The sequence below is a fragment of the Rhizobium phaseoli genome (assembly GCF_001664385.1).
In the GTDB taxonomy this organism is placed as follows: Bacteria; Pseudomonadota; Alphaproteobacteria; order Rhizobiales; family Rhizobiaceae; genus Rhizobium; species Rhizobium phaseoli.
Genome location: NZ_CP013532.1, coordinates 980,015 through 997,763, shown reverse-complemented (window position 1 = coordinate 997,763; position 17,749 = coordinate 980,015). Strand labels below are relative to the sequence as shown.

General features: G+C 63.0%; 12 protein-coding genes. 4 read left to right on the top strand and 8 right to left on the bottom strand.

Annotated features, from left to right (window positions below):
- Window positions 1-63 precede the first annotated feature (63 nt).
- Complete coding sequence (locus tag AMC88_RS04775; RefSeq protein ID WP_064825802.1) at window positions 64-1,500, top strand: FAD-binding oxidoreductase; 1,437 nt, start codon at window positions 64-66, stop codon at window positions 1,498-1,500.
- Between the two features lie 213 nt (window positions 1,501-1,713).
- Here AMC88_RS04775 and AMC88_RS04770 read toward each other — a convergent pair whose 3' ends face one another.
- A complete protein-coding gene (locus AMC88_RS04770; RefSeq protein ID WP_064824881.1) occupies window positions 1,714-5,049 on the bottom strand; it encodes a DUF1217 domain-containing protein in 3,336 nt (1,111 codons plus the stop codon).
- Between the two features lie 300 nt (window positions 5,050-5,349).
- Between AMC88_RS04770 and AMC88_RS04765 the strand changes: the two genes are divergently transcribed.
- The gene (locus tag AMC88_RS04765) at window positions 5,350-5,916 is read left to right on the top strand and encodes a DUF6101 family protein (protein ID WP_004680407.1); all 567 of its coding nucleotides are present in this window, start codon (window positions 5,350-5,352) and stop codon (window positions 5,914-5,916) included.
- An 82-nt stretch (window positions 5,917-5,998) separates the two neighbouring features.
- On the opposite strand, the gene ubiA is transcribed toward AMC88_RS04765, so the two are convergent.
- From ubiA to AMC88_RS04740, 5 genes are all read right to left on the bottom strand, one after another.
- The gene (ubiA, locus tag AMC88_RS04760; RefSeq protein ID WP_029531616.1) at window positions 5,999-6,958 is read right to left on the bottom strand and encodes a 4-hydroxybenzoate octaprenyltransferase; all 960 of its coding nucleotides are present in this window, start codon (window positions 6,956-6,958) and stop codon (window positions 5,999-6,001) included.
- Between the two features lie 151 nt (window positions 6,959-7,109).
- On the bottom strand, window positions 7,110-7,922 hold the full coding sequence (locus AMC88_RS04755) for a MipA/OmpV family protein (protein ID WP_064824880.1): 813 nt from the start codon (window positions 7,920-7,922) through the stop codon (window positions 7,110-7,112).
- Between the two features lie 169 nt (window positions 7,923-8,091).
- Window positions 8,092-8,673 (bottom strand): histidine phosphatase family protein, encoded by a 582-nt coding sequence (locus tag AMC88_RS04750; RefSeq protein WP_012482876.1) that lies wholly within the window; start codon window positions 8,671-8,673, stop codon window positions 8,092-8,094.
- A gap of 34 nt (window positions 8,674-8,707) precedes the next feature.
- The gene (locus AMC88_RS04745) at window positions 8,708-9,967 is read right to left on the bottom strand and encodes an SAM-dependent methyltransferase (protein WP_064824879.1); all 1,260 of its coding nucleotides are present in this window, start codon (window positions 9,965-9,967) and stop codon (window positions 8,708-8,710) included.
- A gap of 133 nt (window positions 9,968-10,100) precedes the next feature.
- The gene (locus AMC88_RS04740; RefSeq protein WP_064824878.1) at window positions 10,101-12,410 is read right to left on the bottom strand and encodes a Tex family protein; all 2,310 of its coding nucleotides are present in this window, start codon (window positions 12,408-12,410) and stop codon (window positions 10,101-10,103) included.
- A 245-nt stretch (window positions 12,411-12,655) separates the two neighbouring features.
- On the opposite strand from AMC88_RS04740, the gene glyS reads away from it, so the two are divergent.
- Both glyS and AMC88_RS04730 read left to right on the top strand, forming a co-directional pair.
- On the top strand, window positions 12,656-14,770 hold the full coding sequence (glyS, locus tag AMC88_RS04735; RefSeq protein ID WP_064821425.1) for a glycine--tRNA ligase subunit beta: 2,115 nt from the start codon (window positions 12,656-12,658) through the stop codon (window positions 14,768-14,770).
- A gap of 472 nt (window positions 14,771-15,242) precedes the next feature.
- Window positions 15,243-15,758 carry a 2-thiouracil desulfurase family protein gene (locus tag AMC88_RS04730; RefSeq protein ID WP_010025685.1) on the top strand — a complete coding sequence of 172 codons (516 nt, stop codon included), beginning with the start codon at window positions 15,243-15,245 and terminating at the stop codon, window positions 15,756-15,758.
- A 143-nt stretch (window positions 15,759-15,901) separates the two neighbouring features.
- On the opposite strand, the gene AMC88_RS04725 is transcribed toward AMC88_RS04730, so the two are convergent.
- A complete protein-coding gene (locus AMC88_RS04725; protein WP_064824877.1) occupies window positions 15,902-16,366 on the bottom strand; it encodes a plant virulence effector HPE1-like domain-containing protein in 465 nt (154 codons plus the stop codon).
- A gap of 105 nt (window positions 16,367-16,471) precedes the next feature.
- On the bottom strand, window positions 16,472-17,743 hold the full coding sequence (purD, locus tag AMC88_RS04720; RefSeq protein ID WP_010025687.1) for a phosphoribosylamine--glycine ligase: 1,272 nt from the start codon (window positions 17,741-17,743) through the stop codon (window positions 16,472-16,474).
- Window positions 17,744-17,749 lie beyond the last annotated feature (6 nt).

The window sequence follows — 17,749 nt, the reverse complement described above, 5'->3', positions numbered from 1 at the left end:
GCGTGACAAGCGAATCTGAAAGATCGCGACGCGCTTTAGAAGCCACAGAGGATGATCGACCCGATGAGCACCCCCGGCATTTCCACCGATCTTCTCGACCGCTTCGCCGCAATCGTCGGCGACAAATACGCGCTGCGGAGCGAGGCCGATTTGGCGCCGCATCTGATCGAAAACCGCGGCCTCTACCACGGCTCCTCCCCTCTCCTGCTGAAGCCCGGCTCGGCCGAGGAGGTCTCTGATATCATGAAACTCGCCACCGAGACCGGGACGGCAATCGTGCCGCAGACCGGCAATACCGGCCTCGTCGGCGGCCAGACGCCGCGCGCCGGCAAGTCCGACATCATCCTGTCGCTCGAGCGCATGAACAGGATCCGCGACGTCGATCCGGTGGCGAACGTGCTGGTCGCCGACGGCGGCGCCATTCTGGCCGATGTGCAGAAGGCGGCCGAAGCGCATGGCCGGCTCTTTCCGCTGTCGCTCGGCTCGGAGGGCTCGTGCCGCATCGGCGGCAATCTCTCCACCAATGCCGGCGGCACGGCGGTGCTGGCCTACGGCAATATGCGCCAGCTCTGCCTCGGCCTCGAAGTGGTGCTGCCGACCGGCGAGATCTGGGATGGCCTGCGCCGGCTGAAGAAGGACAATACCGGCTACGACCTGCGCGATCTCTTCATCGGCGCCGAAGGCACGCTCGGCATCATCACCGGGGCGGTGCTGAAGCTGTTTCCCCAGCCGCTCGGCCATCAGGTGGCATTCGCCGGCCTCAATTCGGTCGAGGACGCGCTTGCCCTCTTCAACTTGGCCGCCAGCCTCTGCGGCACCTCGCTCACCGGCTTCGAGCTGATGCCGCGCTTCGGCGTAGAGATCACCACGCGCCATATCGACGGGGTGCGCGATCCGCTGGAGGCGGCCTATCCCTGGTACGTGCTGATCGATATTTCGACCTCGGATTCGGCCGAGACGGCGGAGCGGATGATGAACGGAGTGCTCGAACAGGGTTTTGAGGCCGGGCTGGTGCTCGATGCGGCGATCGCCTCATCCGTGGCGCAGCAGCAAGCCATCTGGCACATGCGCGAGAGCATGTCGGATGCCCAGAAGCCGGAAGGCAGATCGATCAAGCACGATGTTTCCGTGCCGGTGTCAAGGATTCCGCATTTCATGGCCGAGGCCGAAGAAGCTGTCATGGCGGCGATGCCCGGCGCCCGCATCTGCGCCTTCGGCCATATGGGCGACGGCAATATCCATTACAATATTTCCCAGCCGGTCGGCGCCGACAAGGCCGCCTTCATTGCCCGCTGGCGCGAAATGAACCACATCGTGCACGGGCTGGTGCTCGCCCATGGCGGTTCGATCTCGGCCGAGCACGGCATCGGCCAGCTGAAACGCGACGAACTGGCGACGATCCGCCCGGCGATCGAAATCGAGCTGATGCGCCGCATCAAACGCGCCTTCGATCCGGCTGGTATCATGAATCCTGGGAAGGTGGTTAGTCTCGACGTTTGAGGGTGGCGGTCGGGAAGAGCCCCTCATCCGCCTGCCGGCACCGACCGGGGACGAGCCACAGGTCTCGACCCGTCCTTCGGCCCCCCTAAACGGGGCGAAGGGGACTTACCGCAACCTCTCCGTCCCTCACCAACGTTGGCGCAGGGCACGTCCCCTCGCCCCGTTTACGGGGAGAGGGTTAGGGTGAGGGGCGAATCTGAAACTAAAGAGCAATTATGACGACTGCGTGCCGCCGCCGGTCAGGAGCTGCAGCGCCGGCGATTGCTGGGTGTTGTTCTGGACGTCGTACATGGCGGTGAAGCGGCGCAGCAGCTTGTCGACCTTCTTCGGATCCTGGAGATCCTCGAGCTTGACGAAGCGATTGATCAGATCGGCCTGCTTGGCGACGTCCATGCTCGATATCTGCGCCGGCAGGCTGTAGGCGGTGGTGATCACCTGATAGAGCGCCTTGTCGCCGAGGATCGAATAGATCGAGGTGATGCTCGGGGCCTTGCGGCTGAAATAGAGCGCCAGGCGCACACCGTCGTTGCTTTCGCCCTGCTGGGTTTCCAACGTCTGCTTGACGTAGAGGTCCTGCGTATGCGCCTCGGCCGCCTTGTTCTGGATGGCGCCGATCTTGGCGCGGGTCAGATTGCCGTCCTTGTCGAAGTTGAAGGCGGCGACGATATCCTTGAAGCGCGCATCGGCCTTGGTGTTCAGGTAGCTCTTTTTGTCGTCGGGATCGGAGGTGAAGATCTTCTTCAGCGTCGCCTTGTCGTAATCCTTCGGGTCGAGGTTGTTCGCCTTCAGCACCAGATCGGTCAGGCGGCTGTCGGCCAGGAAATCGTCGAGCGACTGAACCTTGGCCGTGCCCTTGGCGAAATAATCGACCTCGGTCGTCGCATCCTTCGATGCCTTGTCTTTCACCGGGCCGGCCTTCAGCAGCATGGTGACATGCGCCTTGTAATCGGTGGCGTATTTGGCCAAGGTCGCGTCGGGCAGCGCCTGCAGAGGTGCTGCGGCCTTGCCGTCGGGGCCGAAGTTGAAGGCGCGGGCAAGGTTGGTGATGCGCTCGTCCTTCAGCGAGGCGATATAGCCGTTCGGATCGTAGGCATCGCTGGTCAGGATCTTGCGCATCATCGAGCGCGGGACCTCCTGGTCCGTCAGGCCGAAGGCCTGCAGCGCCACGTGATAGGGATCGGGCAGCTTGTCGTTGCTCTTCTTGAAATCGGCCGCGGCATTGGTGCGCAGGAAATCGTTGACGGTCTTGATCTCGGCCGTATCGAGCAGGCTGGTGCTGTCGGCCATCATGCTCGAGTAATTGTCGGCGACCTCTTCGATCGCCTCGTCGCGCTCGTCGTCATAGCGCGCCATGTAGTTGTCATTGGTGGTCTGTGCCTGATCGGCGGTCTGGACCGAGCTGACGGCCGGCAGCGATCCGTCGGCGGCGAAGTTGAAATCGGCGTTGAGATCGGCATGGCCGGCGGCTGCGGCAGCCGTCGCATCGGTCAGGATGCTCTTCAGCTCGGCGTCCGAGATGTCGAACGGCAGGTTGTAGGTGCTCTTCAGGAAATTGGTGATGGCGGGATCGGCGATGAGCTCGTCGACATTGGCGATCGTCGCCATGCGGGACGAATAATCGTCGGTGCGCGCTCCGGCGGCAATTTTCGTGTTCGTGGTCTGGCTGGAGGTCTGCGCCGCCAAGCCATCCTCGAGCGATCCATCGGCCTTGAAATTGAAGGCGGCGGCGACATTCGCATAGGTGCCGGTGCCGCTCTGATCGGTCAGGATGTTGCGAAGATCGACGTCGGTGACGGTAGCAGGGATGCCGTAGGCATTGCGCACGAAGTTGTTGAGTTTCTGGTCCGCCAGCAACTGATCGACATTCGAGATCCCGGCGATGGTCGACTGGTAATAGACGGCCGCACTGTCGGCCTTGCTTGTCGTGTTGGCGCTTTGCGCGGCGGTCTGCGTGGCATAAAGCGTCGCGACGGACCCGTCCGTCTTGAAATTGAAGAGATCGTGGACGTCGCTATAGCCCTGGGCGCTGGCTGCGGCGGGATCGACGAGGAAGGTCCGCAGCGTCGCATCGGAGACGCTGTCGGCGATCTGCATGCTGGTTCTGAGATAGCTGACCGCAACGGGATCGGACATGATGTCATCGACATTGGTGACGCTGCCGATCATCGCGTTGAAGTGGGCCGCGTTCGCCGCCGATTTGTCGGTCGTCGACTTGCGTTGCGCGGCGGTCTGAATCACCGAACCGTTGATCGACCCATCCGCATTGAAGTTGAAGTCGGCATTGAGGCCGGCCTGCCCCTGGGCGGCGGCATAGGACGAGTCGGTCAGGATGTTCTTCAGCTCGGCGTTGCTGAAATTCACGCCGAGGCCATAGGCATCCTTGATGTAGCGCGCCATGACGCTATCGGCGAGCAGGTCGTCGACATTGGTGATGCCGCTCGATTGCGAGGTCACGCTATAATAGTTGGCAGTGCTCGAGGCGGCCGACGCCAGCTTGTTCGCCTGGTCGATCGTCTGGGCGCGGGCCGTGGTCGAGGTCGAACCGTCCGACTTGAAGTTGAAGGCGTTATAGACATTGGTAAAGCCCATCAGCTGGGCATAGCTTGGATCGGTCAGGACCATGCGCAGCGCCGGCGCGGTGAAATCGGCGCCCATGCTGTAGGCGGTCTTGATGTAGGAGGTCAGGCGGGCGTCGGCGACGAGATCGTCGACATTGGTGATCGTGCCGATCTTGGCGGTATAATAGGCCTTGTTGTAGTCGGCCGCCGTCTTGCTGACATAGACAACGTCGGAACCAACCGCATTGTCGATGATGACGGATTGGGAATTCAGCGTGTAGGTCTCGATGACCGAGGCCTTCTGTGCCGCCGTCTGGGCCGTGCCGCTAACGGTGCCGTCGGCATTGAAGCTGAACTGGGCGGCAAGCGCCTTGTACTTGTCGCCGCCCTGCGTGTTGACGACGCTTGCGGGATCGCTGAGATCGCTCGTCAGCACTTGGCGCAAAAAGTCCTTCGACGCATAGGTCGGATCGATCTTGAAGGTCTTCAGCACATAGGTCCGCAGGCTCGTATTGTTGACCAGGTCGTCGACGGTCTGCACGCTGTCGATATTGTTGCTGTAATAGGTGCTCTCGGCGGCGGCCGCCTTGTCGGCATCGACGAAGGACTGCTTGTAGAGGCCGATCAGATCGTCCTCCTGGGCATCCGTCTGCACGTCCTTGTCAGGCGCGTTGAAATTGAAGGCGGCGGCAAATTCGCGGTAGCGCGTATCGGAGAGCTTGTTGGCGTAGCTGTTGGGATCAGTGAGATCGCTTTCCAGCACCTTCTTCATGAAGGCCTTGGCATAGGTCATGTCCTCGAGGCCATAGGCCTTCATCGCATAGCTGTAGAGCTTGTAGTCGCCGAGGAAATCGTCGACGTCTTTGACCTTATTGATATGGTCGGCGTAGTACTGCGCATCCTTCTTGACCGTCGCCTGCGACGCCACCTTGTTGAGGCTCGACGTCATATCCTTCGACAGGATCGAATAAGCGAGGGAAGCCGTAATCATCAAAAGCGCCCTTTTGGCAAAATCTCTAAAAGAACGACGAACTGCCGGTGAGCCCATTTTGCCACGCAAAACTTACCCGAGACTTACCTCTGGGTTGCGTCATTTCAGGTCAGCACACCGTTCACCTTCCGGAAACCCTGCCGGATTCGGTTTTGATAACCATCAGGGGAGGCAAAGTTTTCTTAACCGCAATTTTTAAGCTGTACGGAAGGGCGCCCGCCTATTGTCGGCCATAGAGGACGAAAAGTCCCGAGGAGAAGACCGCAATCCGGCTCTCAGGTAAGACAAGGGTAGAATGAAATGAACAATCCCGTTTTGAAGCCCGCTTGGGCTGGCACGACGCTGCGTCTCGATCCGTCCCGCTTCCCGCAGCAGGTCAGCTACGCCATCCATGATTGTTCGGATGACGTCAGCATCACCTTGGACGAACGCGGCGCGGTGCTGCGCAAAGTCCTCCCCTCCAGCGGCCTGCCGCTCTCGATTGCCCTGCCGAAGCGCGTCTTCAAGGGTGTCGCCGCCCGCGCCATCGACCATGGCGACGGCGAGGTGACCGTCACGCTCGAACTCCACCATGCCGATCCGGAGCTCTGCATTCCGCTGCTGGTCGCCCATGATCTCAGCGATATCGCCGCCGATTGGCGCAGCTGGTCCGAGGCCTTCCGCATTCCGATGCTGATGGTCGAGGCCGACGGCGTCGCGCGGCCGCTCGAAGACCATATCGGCGCCCTGCGCACCGGCGATCTGAAGCCGCGGCGCCGCCATTCCTACTTCGCCAATCGCCGTCCGCGCTTCCTGGTGCGCCGCACCACCGGCCAGCTCGGCGTCGCCATGCGGATCGAGGGCAAGGAAATCATCGCCCGCAACTGAGCGATATCGCGACACTTGGTTTTCGCAAACATTTGAAACCCGGCGTCCGCGCCGGGTTTTGCCATTTCACGCGTCGCTCCATTCAAGGAATGGCGAAGAGCAGCGAGACGAAGAGGCCCACGAAGATGATCAGGCCGACGCGGTTGTTCGACTTGAAGAGCGCCAGGCATTGGGCGGCATCCTCGATATCGAGCCGGACGATCTGCCAGGCGAACATGCCGGCCGCGCCGAGCAGCGCCAGGAAAGCGATGAGATTGGCGCCGGCAAGCGCGAAGGCGACAAACATCAGCACCAGCGTCAGCCCGTAAAGACCGATCAGCCATGTCCTCGTCCTGTCGCCGAACAGGCGGGCGGTGGAGCGGACGCCGATCAGCTCGTCATCCTCCTTGTCCTGATGGGCATAGATCGTGTCGTAACCGATCGTCCAGGCGACCGAGGCGGCATAAAGCAGGACGGCGGCAAAGGAGAGGCCACCGAGAATGCCGGCCCAGCCCATCAGCGCCCCCCAGGAAAAGGCAAGGCCGAGGTAGAATTGCGGCCAGTCGGTGAAGCGTTTGGCATAGGGATAGAGCGCGACGATGCCGAGCGAGAGCAGACCCAGGAAGACCGTGAACCAGTTGAACTGCAGGAGCACGAAGAGCCCGACCAGCGCCTGCAGGCCGATGAAGATCTTCGCGTGGGCGCGCGTGACGCGGCCGGAGGGAAGCGGGCGCGAACGGGTGCGCGCCACCTGCATGTCGATCTCGTGATCGACGAGATCGTTATAGGTGCAGCCGGCGCCGCGCATGGCGACCGCGCCGATGAAATAGAGGATAAGATGGGAGACCAGCAGGGTGCCGGAATAGACCCCCTTGTCGATCGCCGCATTGGCGGCAAGGGTCGCCGACCAGAAACACGGCCACATCAACAGCTGCCAACCGATCGGGCGGTCCCAGCGGGCGAGCTGCGCATAGGGCCAGAGCCATGGCGGCAGGATCCGGTAGACCCAGTTGTCGGAGGGCGCGTCGGAGACGCGATCGTTAAAATGGTCGGAGTCTTGCATGCCGCTCATGTAGCGGCGGCCCGGCGATCCGGTCAAGCAGCGATCGCCGCGGCGCGAGAGCACACCCGGTTCTCCCCGACATCGTGCAAGCCTTCATCCCCACGCGATTGCGGATGCAAACCGCTCCGAGCTCTCGCCGGAGCTACCCATCTCACTGCAGAGAAAAATTGAACTTGTAGGTCGCCGAAACGCCGATCAGCACCTGGTTCTTCGAGCCGCGCTCGCGCACCAGGCTGCTGTCGGCGGCGGGACCGGCCAGCCGCTTATATTCGAGGAAAGAGCTTGCCGAGAGGTTTTCGGTCGCCTTCCACGTCAGCGCCGCGCCGGCGCCATAGGACTGGATGCCCGACGAGGGCTTGTAGGGATCGAGGCCGCTTGCTGCAGCGTGCTTGGCGCTGACGCCATAATAGGCGTCGTAATAGCCTCTGGTCGCAAATGTCGCGCGCGGGCCGCCGGAGAGCTGCAGGTCGGGCGCGATATCGGTGAAGGCATCGACGGCGAGATCGGCGACGACGCCGTCATGAGAGCGGATGCCCTGCCGGACTTCGGCACGGGCGCGCAGGAAATCGGTCGGATAGACCTCGACGAAGCCGCCGGCCTCGGCACCCCATTTGACCTTCCGCAAGCCCTTCAGCTCACGGTCATCGCCGTCATCGCGCGACGGCACGAACCTGCCGACGATGCCGGCGCGGAAGGCGCCCTTGTCGATGAGAGCGAAGGAGGGATTGTCGTTGCGCGAGGAAAAGCGTGGACCCGCGCCCTGCCGGCCGACCGAAATCAGCGGGCTGAACTTGAACTCGTTGCGCGACGCGCCTTCGAATTTCGGCGCGGAAAAGCCGGCGACGCCGACATTCAGATACCAGTCGCCCGACCAGAAATGCTGACCGCTGTCCTGCGCGGCCGCGGGAGCGATGGATGAAAAGGCAATAATGAAAGAGATCGATACGACTGATCGATGAAACACGTCCGCACTCCAGAAAACGCAAAAACAAAGCCGCGGAGGGCGGCGGTGGGTAGACTTATCCCGATGTTGTTACCCCAATGTTAACCACGGCGAGCAAAGGGTGCCGATGACAGTCGTGCCAACGACGATTACATCATTCTGAAGCGAGATCACCCATCCCGCCGCATCCCTACCGCTGGTTCCACTGACGAATGACCGGTTCGGCCAGGTCGTGTTCGTAGCCGAGGATGCTGATGCTTGTCGTATCGAGGGAAAAAAGCGCGCCGCCCTGGGGCGGCAGGCCGAGCCAGCGGGCGGCGAGCACGCGCAGAAAATGCGAGCTCGAGAAAATCAGGATCGGGGCGGCTGCCTGGCGGAGCGCCTCGACGACGGCGTCGGCGCGGGCGCCGACATCGGCGGCTGTTTCGCCATTCGGGCAGCCGTCGCGAAAGAGTTGCCAGCCGGGGCGCTTCCCCAGGATCTCCTTCGTCGTAATGCCTTCATAGGCGCCATAGTCCCATTCGGCGAGATCGTCGCGGATCACCGCACCCGAACCGAAGCCGGCAAGGTCGCAGGTCTTGCGGGCGCGCGCGGACGGGCTCGACCAGACGGCAGCGAAGGAGAGGCCCGAAAGCCGCTCGGCAAGCTTGCGAGCGGCGGCCTCGCCCACCGTCGTCAGCGGAATGTCGCTGCGTCCGGTGTGGCGCCCCGACCGGCTCCATTCGGTCTCGCCGTGGCGGACGAGGTAGATCTCGGGAAACGCGCTGCTCATCGGCATGTCCTCTCATCGGTTCGGTCGCTGCCGCTCAGAAAGTCACCTTTTCCAGTGGCGCTCGCCGCGCCTCGAATGCCTTCAGCTTGGCTTCGTTTTCCGCGATGTAGTTGCGATTGTCGGGAACGGCGAACTGGTTCTTGGCGATCTGGATCTGCAGGATGAAAAGCTCATCCCAGCGGAATCCCATTTCGGAACCGGCCAGATAAAATTCCCACATGCGGAAGAACTGCTCGTCGTACAGCGCCACCGCTTCGGCCTTGCGCGCCACGAAACGCTCGCGCCAATGGCGCAGCGTATAGGCATAATGCAGCGGCAGGATTTCGACATCCTTCACCAGAAGGCCTGCCTTTTCGAGCGGCGGCACGACCTCGCCGACGGACGGGATATAGCCGCCGGGGAAAATATACTTCTCGATGAAGGCATTGGTGCCGAAACTCGGCTTGGGACGGCCGATCGAATGCAGCACCATGACGCCGTTGTCGTCGAGCAGATCGGATACCTTGCGGAAGAAATTGCCGTAATTGCCGATGCCGACATGCTCGAACATGCCGACCGAAACGATGCGATCGAACTTTCTGCCGGTCATGGTGCGGTAGTCCTGCAGTTCGAACCGCACGCGCTCGGAAAGGCCGCGTTTTTCGGCGCGGTTGCGGGAAACCTTCAGCTGTTCTTCGCTGAGCGTGATGCCGGTGAAATCGGCGCCCTCCGTCGCCTCCGCCAGATACATGCCCATGCCGCCCCAGCCGGAGCCGATCTCCAGGATACGCTGGTTCGGCTCAAGCAGAAGCTTGGCGGCGATGTGGCGTTTCTTGGCAAGCTGCGCCTCGTCGAGACCGATGCCCGGCGGGTTGAAATAGGCGCAGGAATATTGCCAGTCCTCATCAAGGAAAAGATCGAAGAGCTTGGCCGACAGATCGTAATGATGGGCGACATTGTGCTTGTTGCGATTGACCGGCAGGCGGCTCTTCAGCTGCTGCAAGGCAATGCGGCCGAGAAGCAGCGCCGCCATCTTGAAATCGAAGATTTCGTTGGTGGTGTTCTGCTTCACCAGCGACAGGAAATCATAGATGTTGCCCTGTTCGAGAATGAACCGGCCCTGCATGTACATTTCCCCGAGCTTCATCGTCGGGTCGCGGCGGATGGCGTCTTCGGCCTCCTGATCGGCAAGCCTGGCGACCACCATGTCGCCGGTGCCGTCGCCGATCATATGAGTATCGCCATTGGCAAGGGTAAGTTTCAACGAACCCTTGCGGATGATTTGCTGGACGATCGATAGGAAAGCCGACGCCATGGACGCCTCGCAAATGTGACAGGATGGTCACATCAACTTAGGCGATCTCTTTCGCCTTACAAGCGCCGGATTTAGCACTCTCTTCAGAACGCTGCCAAACTGTTGCATTTTTGCCGAAATGCCGGCTAAGCCCTTATTTTCGCTTCATCGCTTCGGCCAGCGCTGCGCCGAAGGCACCCTGGCTCTCCTGTTTCGGCGCCGCCGGCCTTCTTTCGTTCTGCGGCCGCGAGCCCTGGTTTCCGCGAGAATCACCACGCGGCGGCGGTGCTGCAGAACCGTCATCTCGTTTCATCGACAGAGCGATGCGCTTGCGCTTGGCGTCGACCTCGACGACCCGCACCTTGACGACATCGCCCGCCTTGACGACCTCATGCGGATCCTTGACGAAGCGATCGGCAAGCTGCGACACATGCACCAGCCCGTCCTGATGCACGCCTATATCGACGAAAGCGCCGAATGCAGCGACATTGGTCACCGTTCCCTCAAGCACCATACCGGGCTTCAGGTCGGAAATTTCGTTGACGCCCTCGGCGAAGGTCGCGGTCTTGAAGCTCGGGCGCGGGTCGCGGCCGGGCTTTTCCAGCTCGGCGATGATGTCACGCACCGTCGGCAGACCGAATGTCTCGTCGATGAACTGACGCGGATCGATCGCTTTCAGCACCGCGCTGTCGCCCATCAGCGCGCGCAGATCGCGGCCGCAGGCGGCGACGATCTTCTTGGCGACGCCATAGGCCTCCGGGTGGACGGAGGAGGCGTCGAGCGGCTCCTTGCCGTTCGGGATGCGCAGGAAGCCGGCGCATTGCTCGAAGGTGCGGCCGCCGAGCCGGGCGACCTTCAACAGATCGCGGCGCGTCTCGAAGCGGCCCTCGCTGTCGCGGTGGCGCACGATCGCGTCCGCAATCGATGGGCCGAGGCCGGAGACGCGGGCGAGCAGCGGCGCCGACGCCGTGTTGAGATCGACGCCGACGGCATTCACCGCGTCTTCGACGACGGCATCGAGCGAACGCGACAGCTTCTGCTGGTCGACATCGTGCTGATACTGGCCGACGCCGATCGACTTCGGCTCGATCTTGACGAGTTCGGCGAGCGGATCCTGCAGACGCCGGGCGATCGAGACGGCACCGCGCAGCGACACGTCGAGATCGGGAAATTCCGCCGCTGCGGTTGCCGAGGCGGAATAAACCGAGGCGCCCGCTTCCGAGACGATGACCTTGGTCGGCTTCGGCGCCGGCAGTTCGGCCAGCATGTCGGCCACCAGCTTTTCCGTCTCGCGGCTGCCGGTGCCGTTGCCGATCGAGATCAGCTCGACATTGTGCTTGCGGATCAGCGATGCGAGTTCGACCTGGGCGCCGCGCACGTCGTTTCGCGGTTGGAAGGGGTAGACCGTCGAGGTCGCAACCACCTTGCCGGTGCCGTCGACGACGGCGACCTTGACGCCGGTGCGGATGCCGGGATCGAGGCCCATGGTCGCGCGCGAGCCGGCGGGGGCGGCGAGCAGCAGATCCTTGAGATTGCGGGCGAAGACATGGATCGCCTCCTCTTCGGCTCTCTCGCGCAGTTCGCGCATCAGGTCGAGCGACAGCGACATGGAAAGCTTGACGCGCCAGGTCCAGCTGGCGACCTCCATCAGCCAGCGGTCGCCGGGGCGGCGCGCGCCGATCTCATAAGCCGCGGCGATCATCCGTTCGACCGGCTTGTTCGGCGAGGCGGTATCGGCATCGGCCTCGATCGTCAGCGTCAGCACCTCCTCGTTCCAGCCGCGCAGCATCGCGAGCGCGCGGTGGCCGGGGGCGGTCGCCCAGCGTTCGGAATGATCGAAATAATCGGAAAACTTCTCGCCCGTCGCCTGCTTGCCGTCGACGACCTTGGCCTTCAGCAGCGACGCCTGGCGCATATGGGCGCGCAATTTGCCGAGCAGGTCGGCATTTTCGGCAATGCCTTCGGCGATGATGTCCCGCGCGCCTTCAAGCGCCGTCTTCACATCGGCCACATCAGCGGTGATGAAACCTTCGGCGAGCACCGACGGCTCCCGGCCGCGGTCGGCAAGGATCGCCTCGGCAAGCGGGCCGAGGCCGCGTTCGCGGGCAATTTCGGCGCGGGTGCGCCGCTTCGGCTTATAGGGAAGATAGAGATCCTCGAGCTCGGCCTTGGTTCCGGCGCCGGCCACCTTGGCCATCAGCTCGTCGGTCATCTTGCCCTGGCTTGTGATCGATTCGACGATCGTGGCCCGCCGGGCTTCGAGTTCGCGCAGATAGACCAGCCGCTCGGCGAGATCGCGCAGCTGCGTATCGTCAAGCCCGCCCGTCACCTCCTTGCGGTAGCGTGCGATGAAGGGCACGGTGGCGCCCTCGTCGAGCAGCTCGATCGCGGCTTTGGCCTGATCCGGCCGGGCATTGATTTCGGCCGCGATGCGGGCTGCGAGAAAACGGAGGTCTGCGGCCATGGGCTTCCCTGAATTTCCTGTTTCGACGAAATTTGCGGGACCATAGCGGCGAAAAGCGGCAAGGCAATGCCCGACTGTGGTTTCCACAGCGGAAGTTGAGTGATTGGGGGCTGCACGGCCCAACGCCTACCAACATCCACCCCATCGCTCTCTTCCGTTTTTGCGGTTGTGCAGATGCGGCATTCTTTGATAGCAGAAGCAACGTTTTGGATCGCCCTGCCCGCGGGCGCAAGGAAAAGTGTGACATGCCGAACCTTCTTCTCGAACTCCGCTCCGAAGAGATTCCTGCCCGCATGCAGCGCAAGGCTGCCGGCGACCTGAAGAAGCTCGTCACCGATGCGCTCGTCGAAGCCGGTCTGTCCTACGAGGGCGCGCGCGAATATTGGACGCCGCGGCGGCTGGCGCTCGACATTCACGGCCTGACGGCGCGTTCGGCCGATGTGCGCGAAGAGCGCAAGGGGCCACGCACCGACGCCAATGAAAAGGCGATCGAAGGTTTTCTGCGCGGCGCCGGCCTTTCGTCGGTCTCCGAGGCGCAGGTGGTCAGCGATCCGAAGAAGGGCGATTTCTACGTCGCAGTCATCTCCAAGCCCGGCCGCGCGACGGAAGAGATCGTCGCCGAGGTGATGCCCGGCATCATCCGCGATTTCCCCTGGCCGAAGGCGATGCGCTGGGGCAAGGCCTCCTCGAAGTCCGGCGCGCTGCGCTGGGTGCGGCCGCTGCAATCGATCGTCTGCACCTTCGGTCCCGAACATGAGGAAACCACCGTCATTCCCTTCGAGATCGACGGCATTACCGCCTCCAACATCACCTATGGCCACCGCTTCCATGCGCCCGAGGCAATCACCGTCCGGCGCTTCGATGATTATGCGGCGAGCCTCGAAAAGGCGAAGGTCATCCTCGATGCCGAGCGGCGCAAGGATATCATCCTGCACGACGCGCGCGACATCGCTTTTGCCAACGGGCTGGAACTGGTGGAAGACGAAGGCCTGCTGGAGGAAGTCTCCGGCCTCGTCGAATGGCCGCAGGTGCTGATGGGGTCCTTCGAGGAGGATTACCTCTCCATCCCCTCGGAAATCATCCGGCTGACGATCAAGACCAACCAGAAGTGCTTCGTCACGCGCAAGCAGGGCGAGGACACGCTATCGAACCGGTTCATCCTCGTCTCCAACATCCAGGCGCATGACGGCGGCAAGGAAATTGTCCATGGCAATGGCAAGGTGGTGCGAGCCCGGCTTTCGGACGCGCTGCATTTCTGGAAGCGCGACCAGGGCAACCTGCCGGATCTCGAGACGCTCGCCGCTTCGGCGGCAAAGTTCGGCCTCGACCTGCAGAAGCCGCTCGACCAACGCATGGCCAAGCTCGACGACCTCGACGTGACCTTCCATGCCAAGCTCGGCACGCAGGGCGCGCGCGTCGCCCGCATCCGGGCGCTCGCGAAGGAATTGGCTGCTATCACCGGCGCCGATCCGGCGCTCACCGATCGCGCCGCCGTGCTTGCCAAGGCCGATCTGCGCACCGAAGCCGTCGGCGAATTCCCGGAGCTGCAGGGCCTGATGGGCCGCAAATATGCGGTGCTGCAGGGCGAAAATGCCTCCGTTGCCGCAGCCGTCGAAGATCACTACAAGCCGCAGGGCCCGTCGGACCGGGTGCCGGAGGACAAGGTGGCGATCACGTTGGCGCTTGCCGACAAGCTCGATACGCTCACCGGCTTCTGGGCGATCGACGAAAAGCCGACCGGCTCCAAGGACCCGTTTGCGCTGCGGCGGGCCGCCCTCGGCGTCGTCAGGATCCTGCTGGAGCGAAGGGTTCGCCTGCCGCTTCTGGCGACCACCAGGGATGGCGATCTGCTTTCCTTCTTCCACGACCGTCTCAAGGTCTATCTGCGCGATCAGGGCGCCCGTTACGATCTCATCGACGCGGTGCTGACGCCAGATGCCGACGACCTGCTGATGGTGGCGCGCCGCGTCGAAGCGCTGACCGCCTTCATCACATCGGAGGATGGCAAGAACCTGCTTGCCGGCACCAAGCGCGCGACGCAGCTGCTCGCCGCCGAGGAAAAGAAAGGCACTGTCATCGCCGACGGCGTGTCGCCGGCGCTCCTGAAGCTCGACGCCGAGAAGGAGCTGTTTGCCGCGATCTCAAGCGCCTCGAAGGACGCGGCGGACGCCGTGGCCGGGGAAGATTTCCGCTCGGCGATGGAAGCACTCTCCAAGCTGCGGAGCCCGGTCGACCGCTTCTTCGAAGAGGTGCTCGTCAATGACGAGGACGCCGCCATCCGCGCCAACCGCCTGGCTTTGCTGCGGCTGATCCGCGAAGCGACGGGAACGGTGGCGGATTTTTCGAAGATTTCGGGGTAAGAGCCGGGTTTCGGGTGGGTGCTTTAAGGTGACGCAGCGCTTGCGGCCGTGGGTCCTCGGGTCAATCCCGAGGACGACGGAGGGTGGGTGGAGCCTGTGTGCCAAAGAGAGCGCCGTACGCGCCAACGGCAAGCCAGCTGGGGCAGAGGTTTCTCGGTGACTTTGCATGATTATAAAGGCGAAAACCGCTACACAACCTTGCTGAGTTTGCCCCAGACCTCTCGCCTCTTGCCCGGCGCCCTCCCCACCCTCCGTCATACTCGGGCTTGACCCGAGTATCCACAACCAAGCACTCTGCCCGCCATGGCGGGATATTGCCTACATCGTGACCAACTCGGCCTTGATCCGAGGATCCATGCCTCTGGCGCTCGATGGTGCGGTGAGGTTGTTCGAGCCACCGCCGAGGGATGATCACGCAATACGAGGTCATCCAACACTGGCATTATCGCCCCCGTAGCGTTATCCAAAAGGCATGCAAAACAGGATTCTCGTCAGCGCCTGCCTCATGGGCCACGCCGTCCGCTATGATGGCCGCGCGAAGCCGTTGCTGCATCCGGCGACCGACAGATGGCGGGCCGAGGGGCGGCTGGTGACGATCTGTCCGGAAATGTCGGCGGGCATGCAGGTGCCGCGGCCGCCGGCGGAGATCGCCGGCGCGGCAACGGGCGAAGAGGTGCTGGCCGGCACGGCGCGGGTTGTCGAGATCACCGGCGGCGATGTGACGGAAGATTTCGTGCAGGCGGCGGAGAACGCCGTGGCGCTCGCAAGGCAGGCCGGCTGCCGCTATGCGCTTCTCATCGACGGTAGCCCGTCCTGCGGCTCGGCTTTCATCTACGATGGCAGCTTTTCCGGCCGCAGGCAGGCCGGCAACGGCGTGACGGCGGCGGCGCTGAAAGCGGCCGGTATCGAAGTGTTCTCCGATCGCGAGATCGAGCGGCTGATCGAACGTGTGGCGGAACTTGAAAGCGACGCGGCCGCCGGAGCTTAGGTCAAAACAGAATGCACCCCCGCTTCTCTTCGAGGGTGCATCCGCTCCACCTGAGGTGGAACCCCAACGATCGAAACCTTGATCGGGCAGGGGCAGGGAACTTTTTCTTCAGACAAATCAGGACGGAAGAAGCTGCAGCGCTTTTAGAACCGCAGCTTGAATTCGGACACGTCCAGCGGCGCCGGCTGTTGCGCCATGCCGGCGGCGACCGGCCGGGCATCGCTGCCGATGACGGCAGCGGTGGTGGCGCTCATATCGATGCCGTCAGCAGACGGGGCCGGCGGGGCGGCGGCAATCATCGCTTCCGGGGTTGCCTTGCTGACGAAGAGGACGGGCGAGCCGCCCATCCAGGCTTCGGTGCGATAGATCTTCTTTTCGCCGCCGATATCACGGACCTCGGTCGCCTGCAGCGCGCCGGGCTTCAGTTCCGGCACCGTGTAATCCTTCTTGGTGACCTCGGCCTGCAGCGGCGGGCAATCGGCGCAGCTTTCGGCGACGATGCTGCCCTCGGCGGGGCGCGGCGTAGCCTTGCCGATCACCTCGATCGAGGATGCCATTGCTGAACCCGCCATCAGCAGGATTGCCGCACCGAGGAAAATCTGACGCATGAAGGCTGCTCCGTCTCACTATGAGAGTGTTTTAACGCAGCTTTGTTTCCATCCCGTCAGGGGAAAGGGTAAAAATTTAACGAAGGCGCCGGTTTATACCTGATGTCAGGCCTTTTCACGCTCGATCGCCCGCCAGCCGATGTCGCGGCGGCAGAAGCCGTTATCCCAGCGGACCTTGTCGAGCAGGGCGTAGGCGCGGTCGCGCGCCTCGGCGACCGTGCCGCCCGTCGCGGTGACGTTCAGCACGCGGCCGCCGGTCGCAACCAGCGCGCCGTCCTTCAGGCCCGTGCCGGCATGAAACACTTTCTCGCCCTCGCCCGCCTGCGGCAGGGAGAGGATCGGCGTGTTCTTTTCATAGGCGCCGGGATAGCCCTTCGAAGCCATCACGACAGTCAGGGCCGGATCGTCGCTCCAGTCGGCGCTGACCTGATCGAGCGTGCCGTTGGCGGCGGCCAAAAGCAGCGGCAGCAGATCGCTCTTCAGCCGCATCATCAGCACCTGGCATTCGGGATCGCCGAAGCGGACATTGTATTCGATGAGTTCCGGACCCTTCTCGGTGATCATCAATCCGGCGAAAAACACGCCGGAGAAGGGATGACCGCTCTCGGCCATGCCGCGGATCGTCGGCTCGATGATCTCCTTCATGGTGCGCTCGACCATTTCGGCGGTCATGACGGGCGCCGGCGAATAGGCGCCCATGCCGCCGGTATTGACGCCGGTATCGCCCTCGCCCACCCGCTTGTGATCCTGGGCGGTTGCGAGCGGCAGCGCGTGTCTGCCGTCGCAGAGGCAGAAGAAGCTTGCCTCCTCGCCGTCAAGATAGGCTTCGACCACGACTTCGGCGCCGGCGGCGCCAAAGGCGCCCTCGAAGCAGTCGTCGACGGCGGCGAGCGCCTCGTCCAGGGTCATCGCAACCGTCACGCCCTTGCCGGCGGCGAGACCGTCGGCCTTGACGACGATCGGCGCGCCCTGAGCGCGAATATAGGCCTTGGCCTTCGGTGCGTTGTTGAAGCGCTGATAGGCGCCGGTGGGAATGCCGTAGCGGGCACAGATATCCTTGGTGAAGCCCTTGGAGCCTTCAAGCTGGGCGGCAGCCGCAGAGGGACCGAAGACCGCCAGGCCATCAGCGCGCAAGCGGTCGGCAAGGCCAGCGACAAGCGGCGCCTCGGGACCGACGACGACGAAATCGATCGCCTTCTCCCGGCAGAAAGCGGCGACGGCTTCATGATCGTCGATATTGATGGGCACGAGGACGGCGTGTTCGGCAATGCCGGGATTGCCGGGTGCGGCATAGAATTCGCTCAGCAACGGCGATTGCGCCAGCTTCCAGGCGAGTGCGTGCTCGCGTCCGCCCGATCCGATCAACAGAACCTTCATGCGCCA

Coding starts and splice junctions, on each gene's coding strand:
- purD (WP_010025687.1), bottom strand. CDS start 17,743: ATGAAGGTTCTGTTGATCGGATCGGGCGGACGCGAGCACGCACTCGCC.
- AMC88_RS04765 (WP_004680407.1), top strand. CDS start 5,350: ATGAACAATCCCGTTTTGAAGCCCGCTTGGGCTGGCACGACGCTGCGT.
- AMC88_RS04745 (WP_064824879.1), bottom strand. CDS start 9,967: ATGGCGTCGGCTTTCCTATCGATCGTCCAGCAAATCATCCGCAAGGGT.
- ubiA (WP_029531616.1), bottom strand. CDS start 6,958: ATGCAAGACTCCGACCATTTTAACGATCGCGTCTCCGACGCGCCCTCC.
- AMC88_RS04740 (WP_064824878.1), bottom strand. CDS start 12,410: ATGGCCGCAGACCTCCGTTTTCTCGCAGCCCGCATCGCGGCCGAAATC.
- glyS (WP_064821425.1), top strand. CDS start 12,656: ATGCCGAACCTTCTTCTCGAACTCCGCTCCGAAGAGATTCCTGCCCGC.
- AMC88_RS04730 (WP_010025685.1), top strand. CDS start 15,243: ATGCAAAACAGGATTCTCGTCAGCGCCTGCCTCATGGGCCACGCCGTC.
- AMC88_RS04725 (WP_064824877.1), bottom strand. CDS start 16,366: ATGCGTCAGATTTTCCTCGGTGCGGCAATCCTGCTGATGGCGGGTTCA.
- AMC88_RS04770 (WP_064824881.1), bottom strand. CDS start 5,049: ATGATTACGGCTTCCCTCGCTTATTCGATCCTGTCGAAGGATATGACG.
- AMC88_RS04775 (WP_064825802.1), top strand. CDS start 64: ATGAGCACCCCCGGCATTTCCACCGATCTTCTCGACCGCTTCGCCGCA.
- AMC88_RS04750 (WP_012482876.1), bottom strand. CDS start 8,673: ATGAGCAGCGCGTTTCCCGAGATCTACCTCGTCCGCCACGGCGAGACC.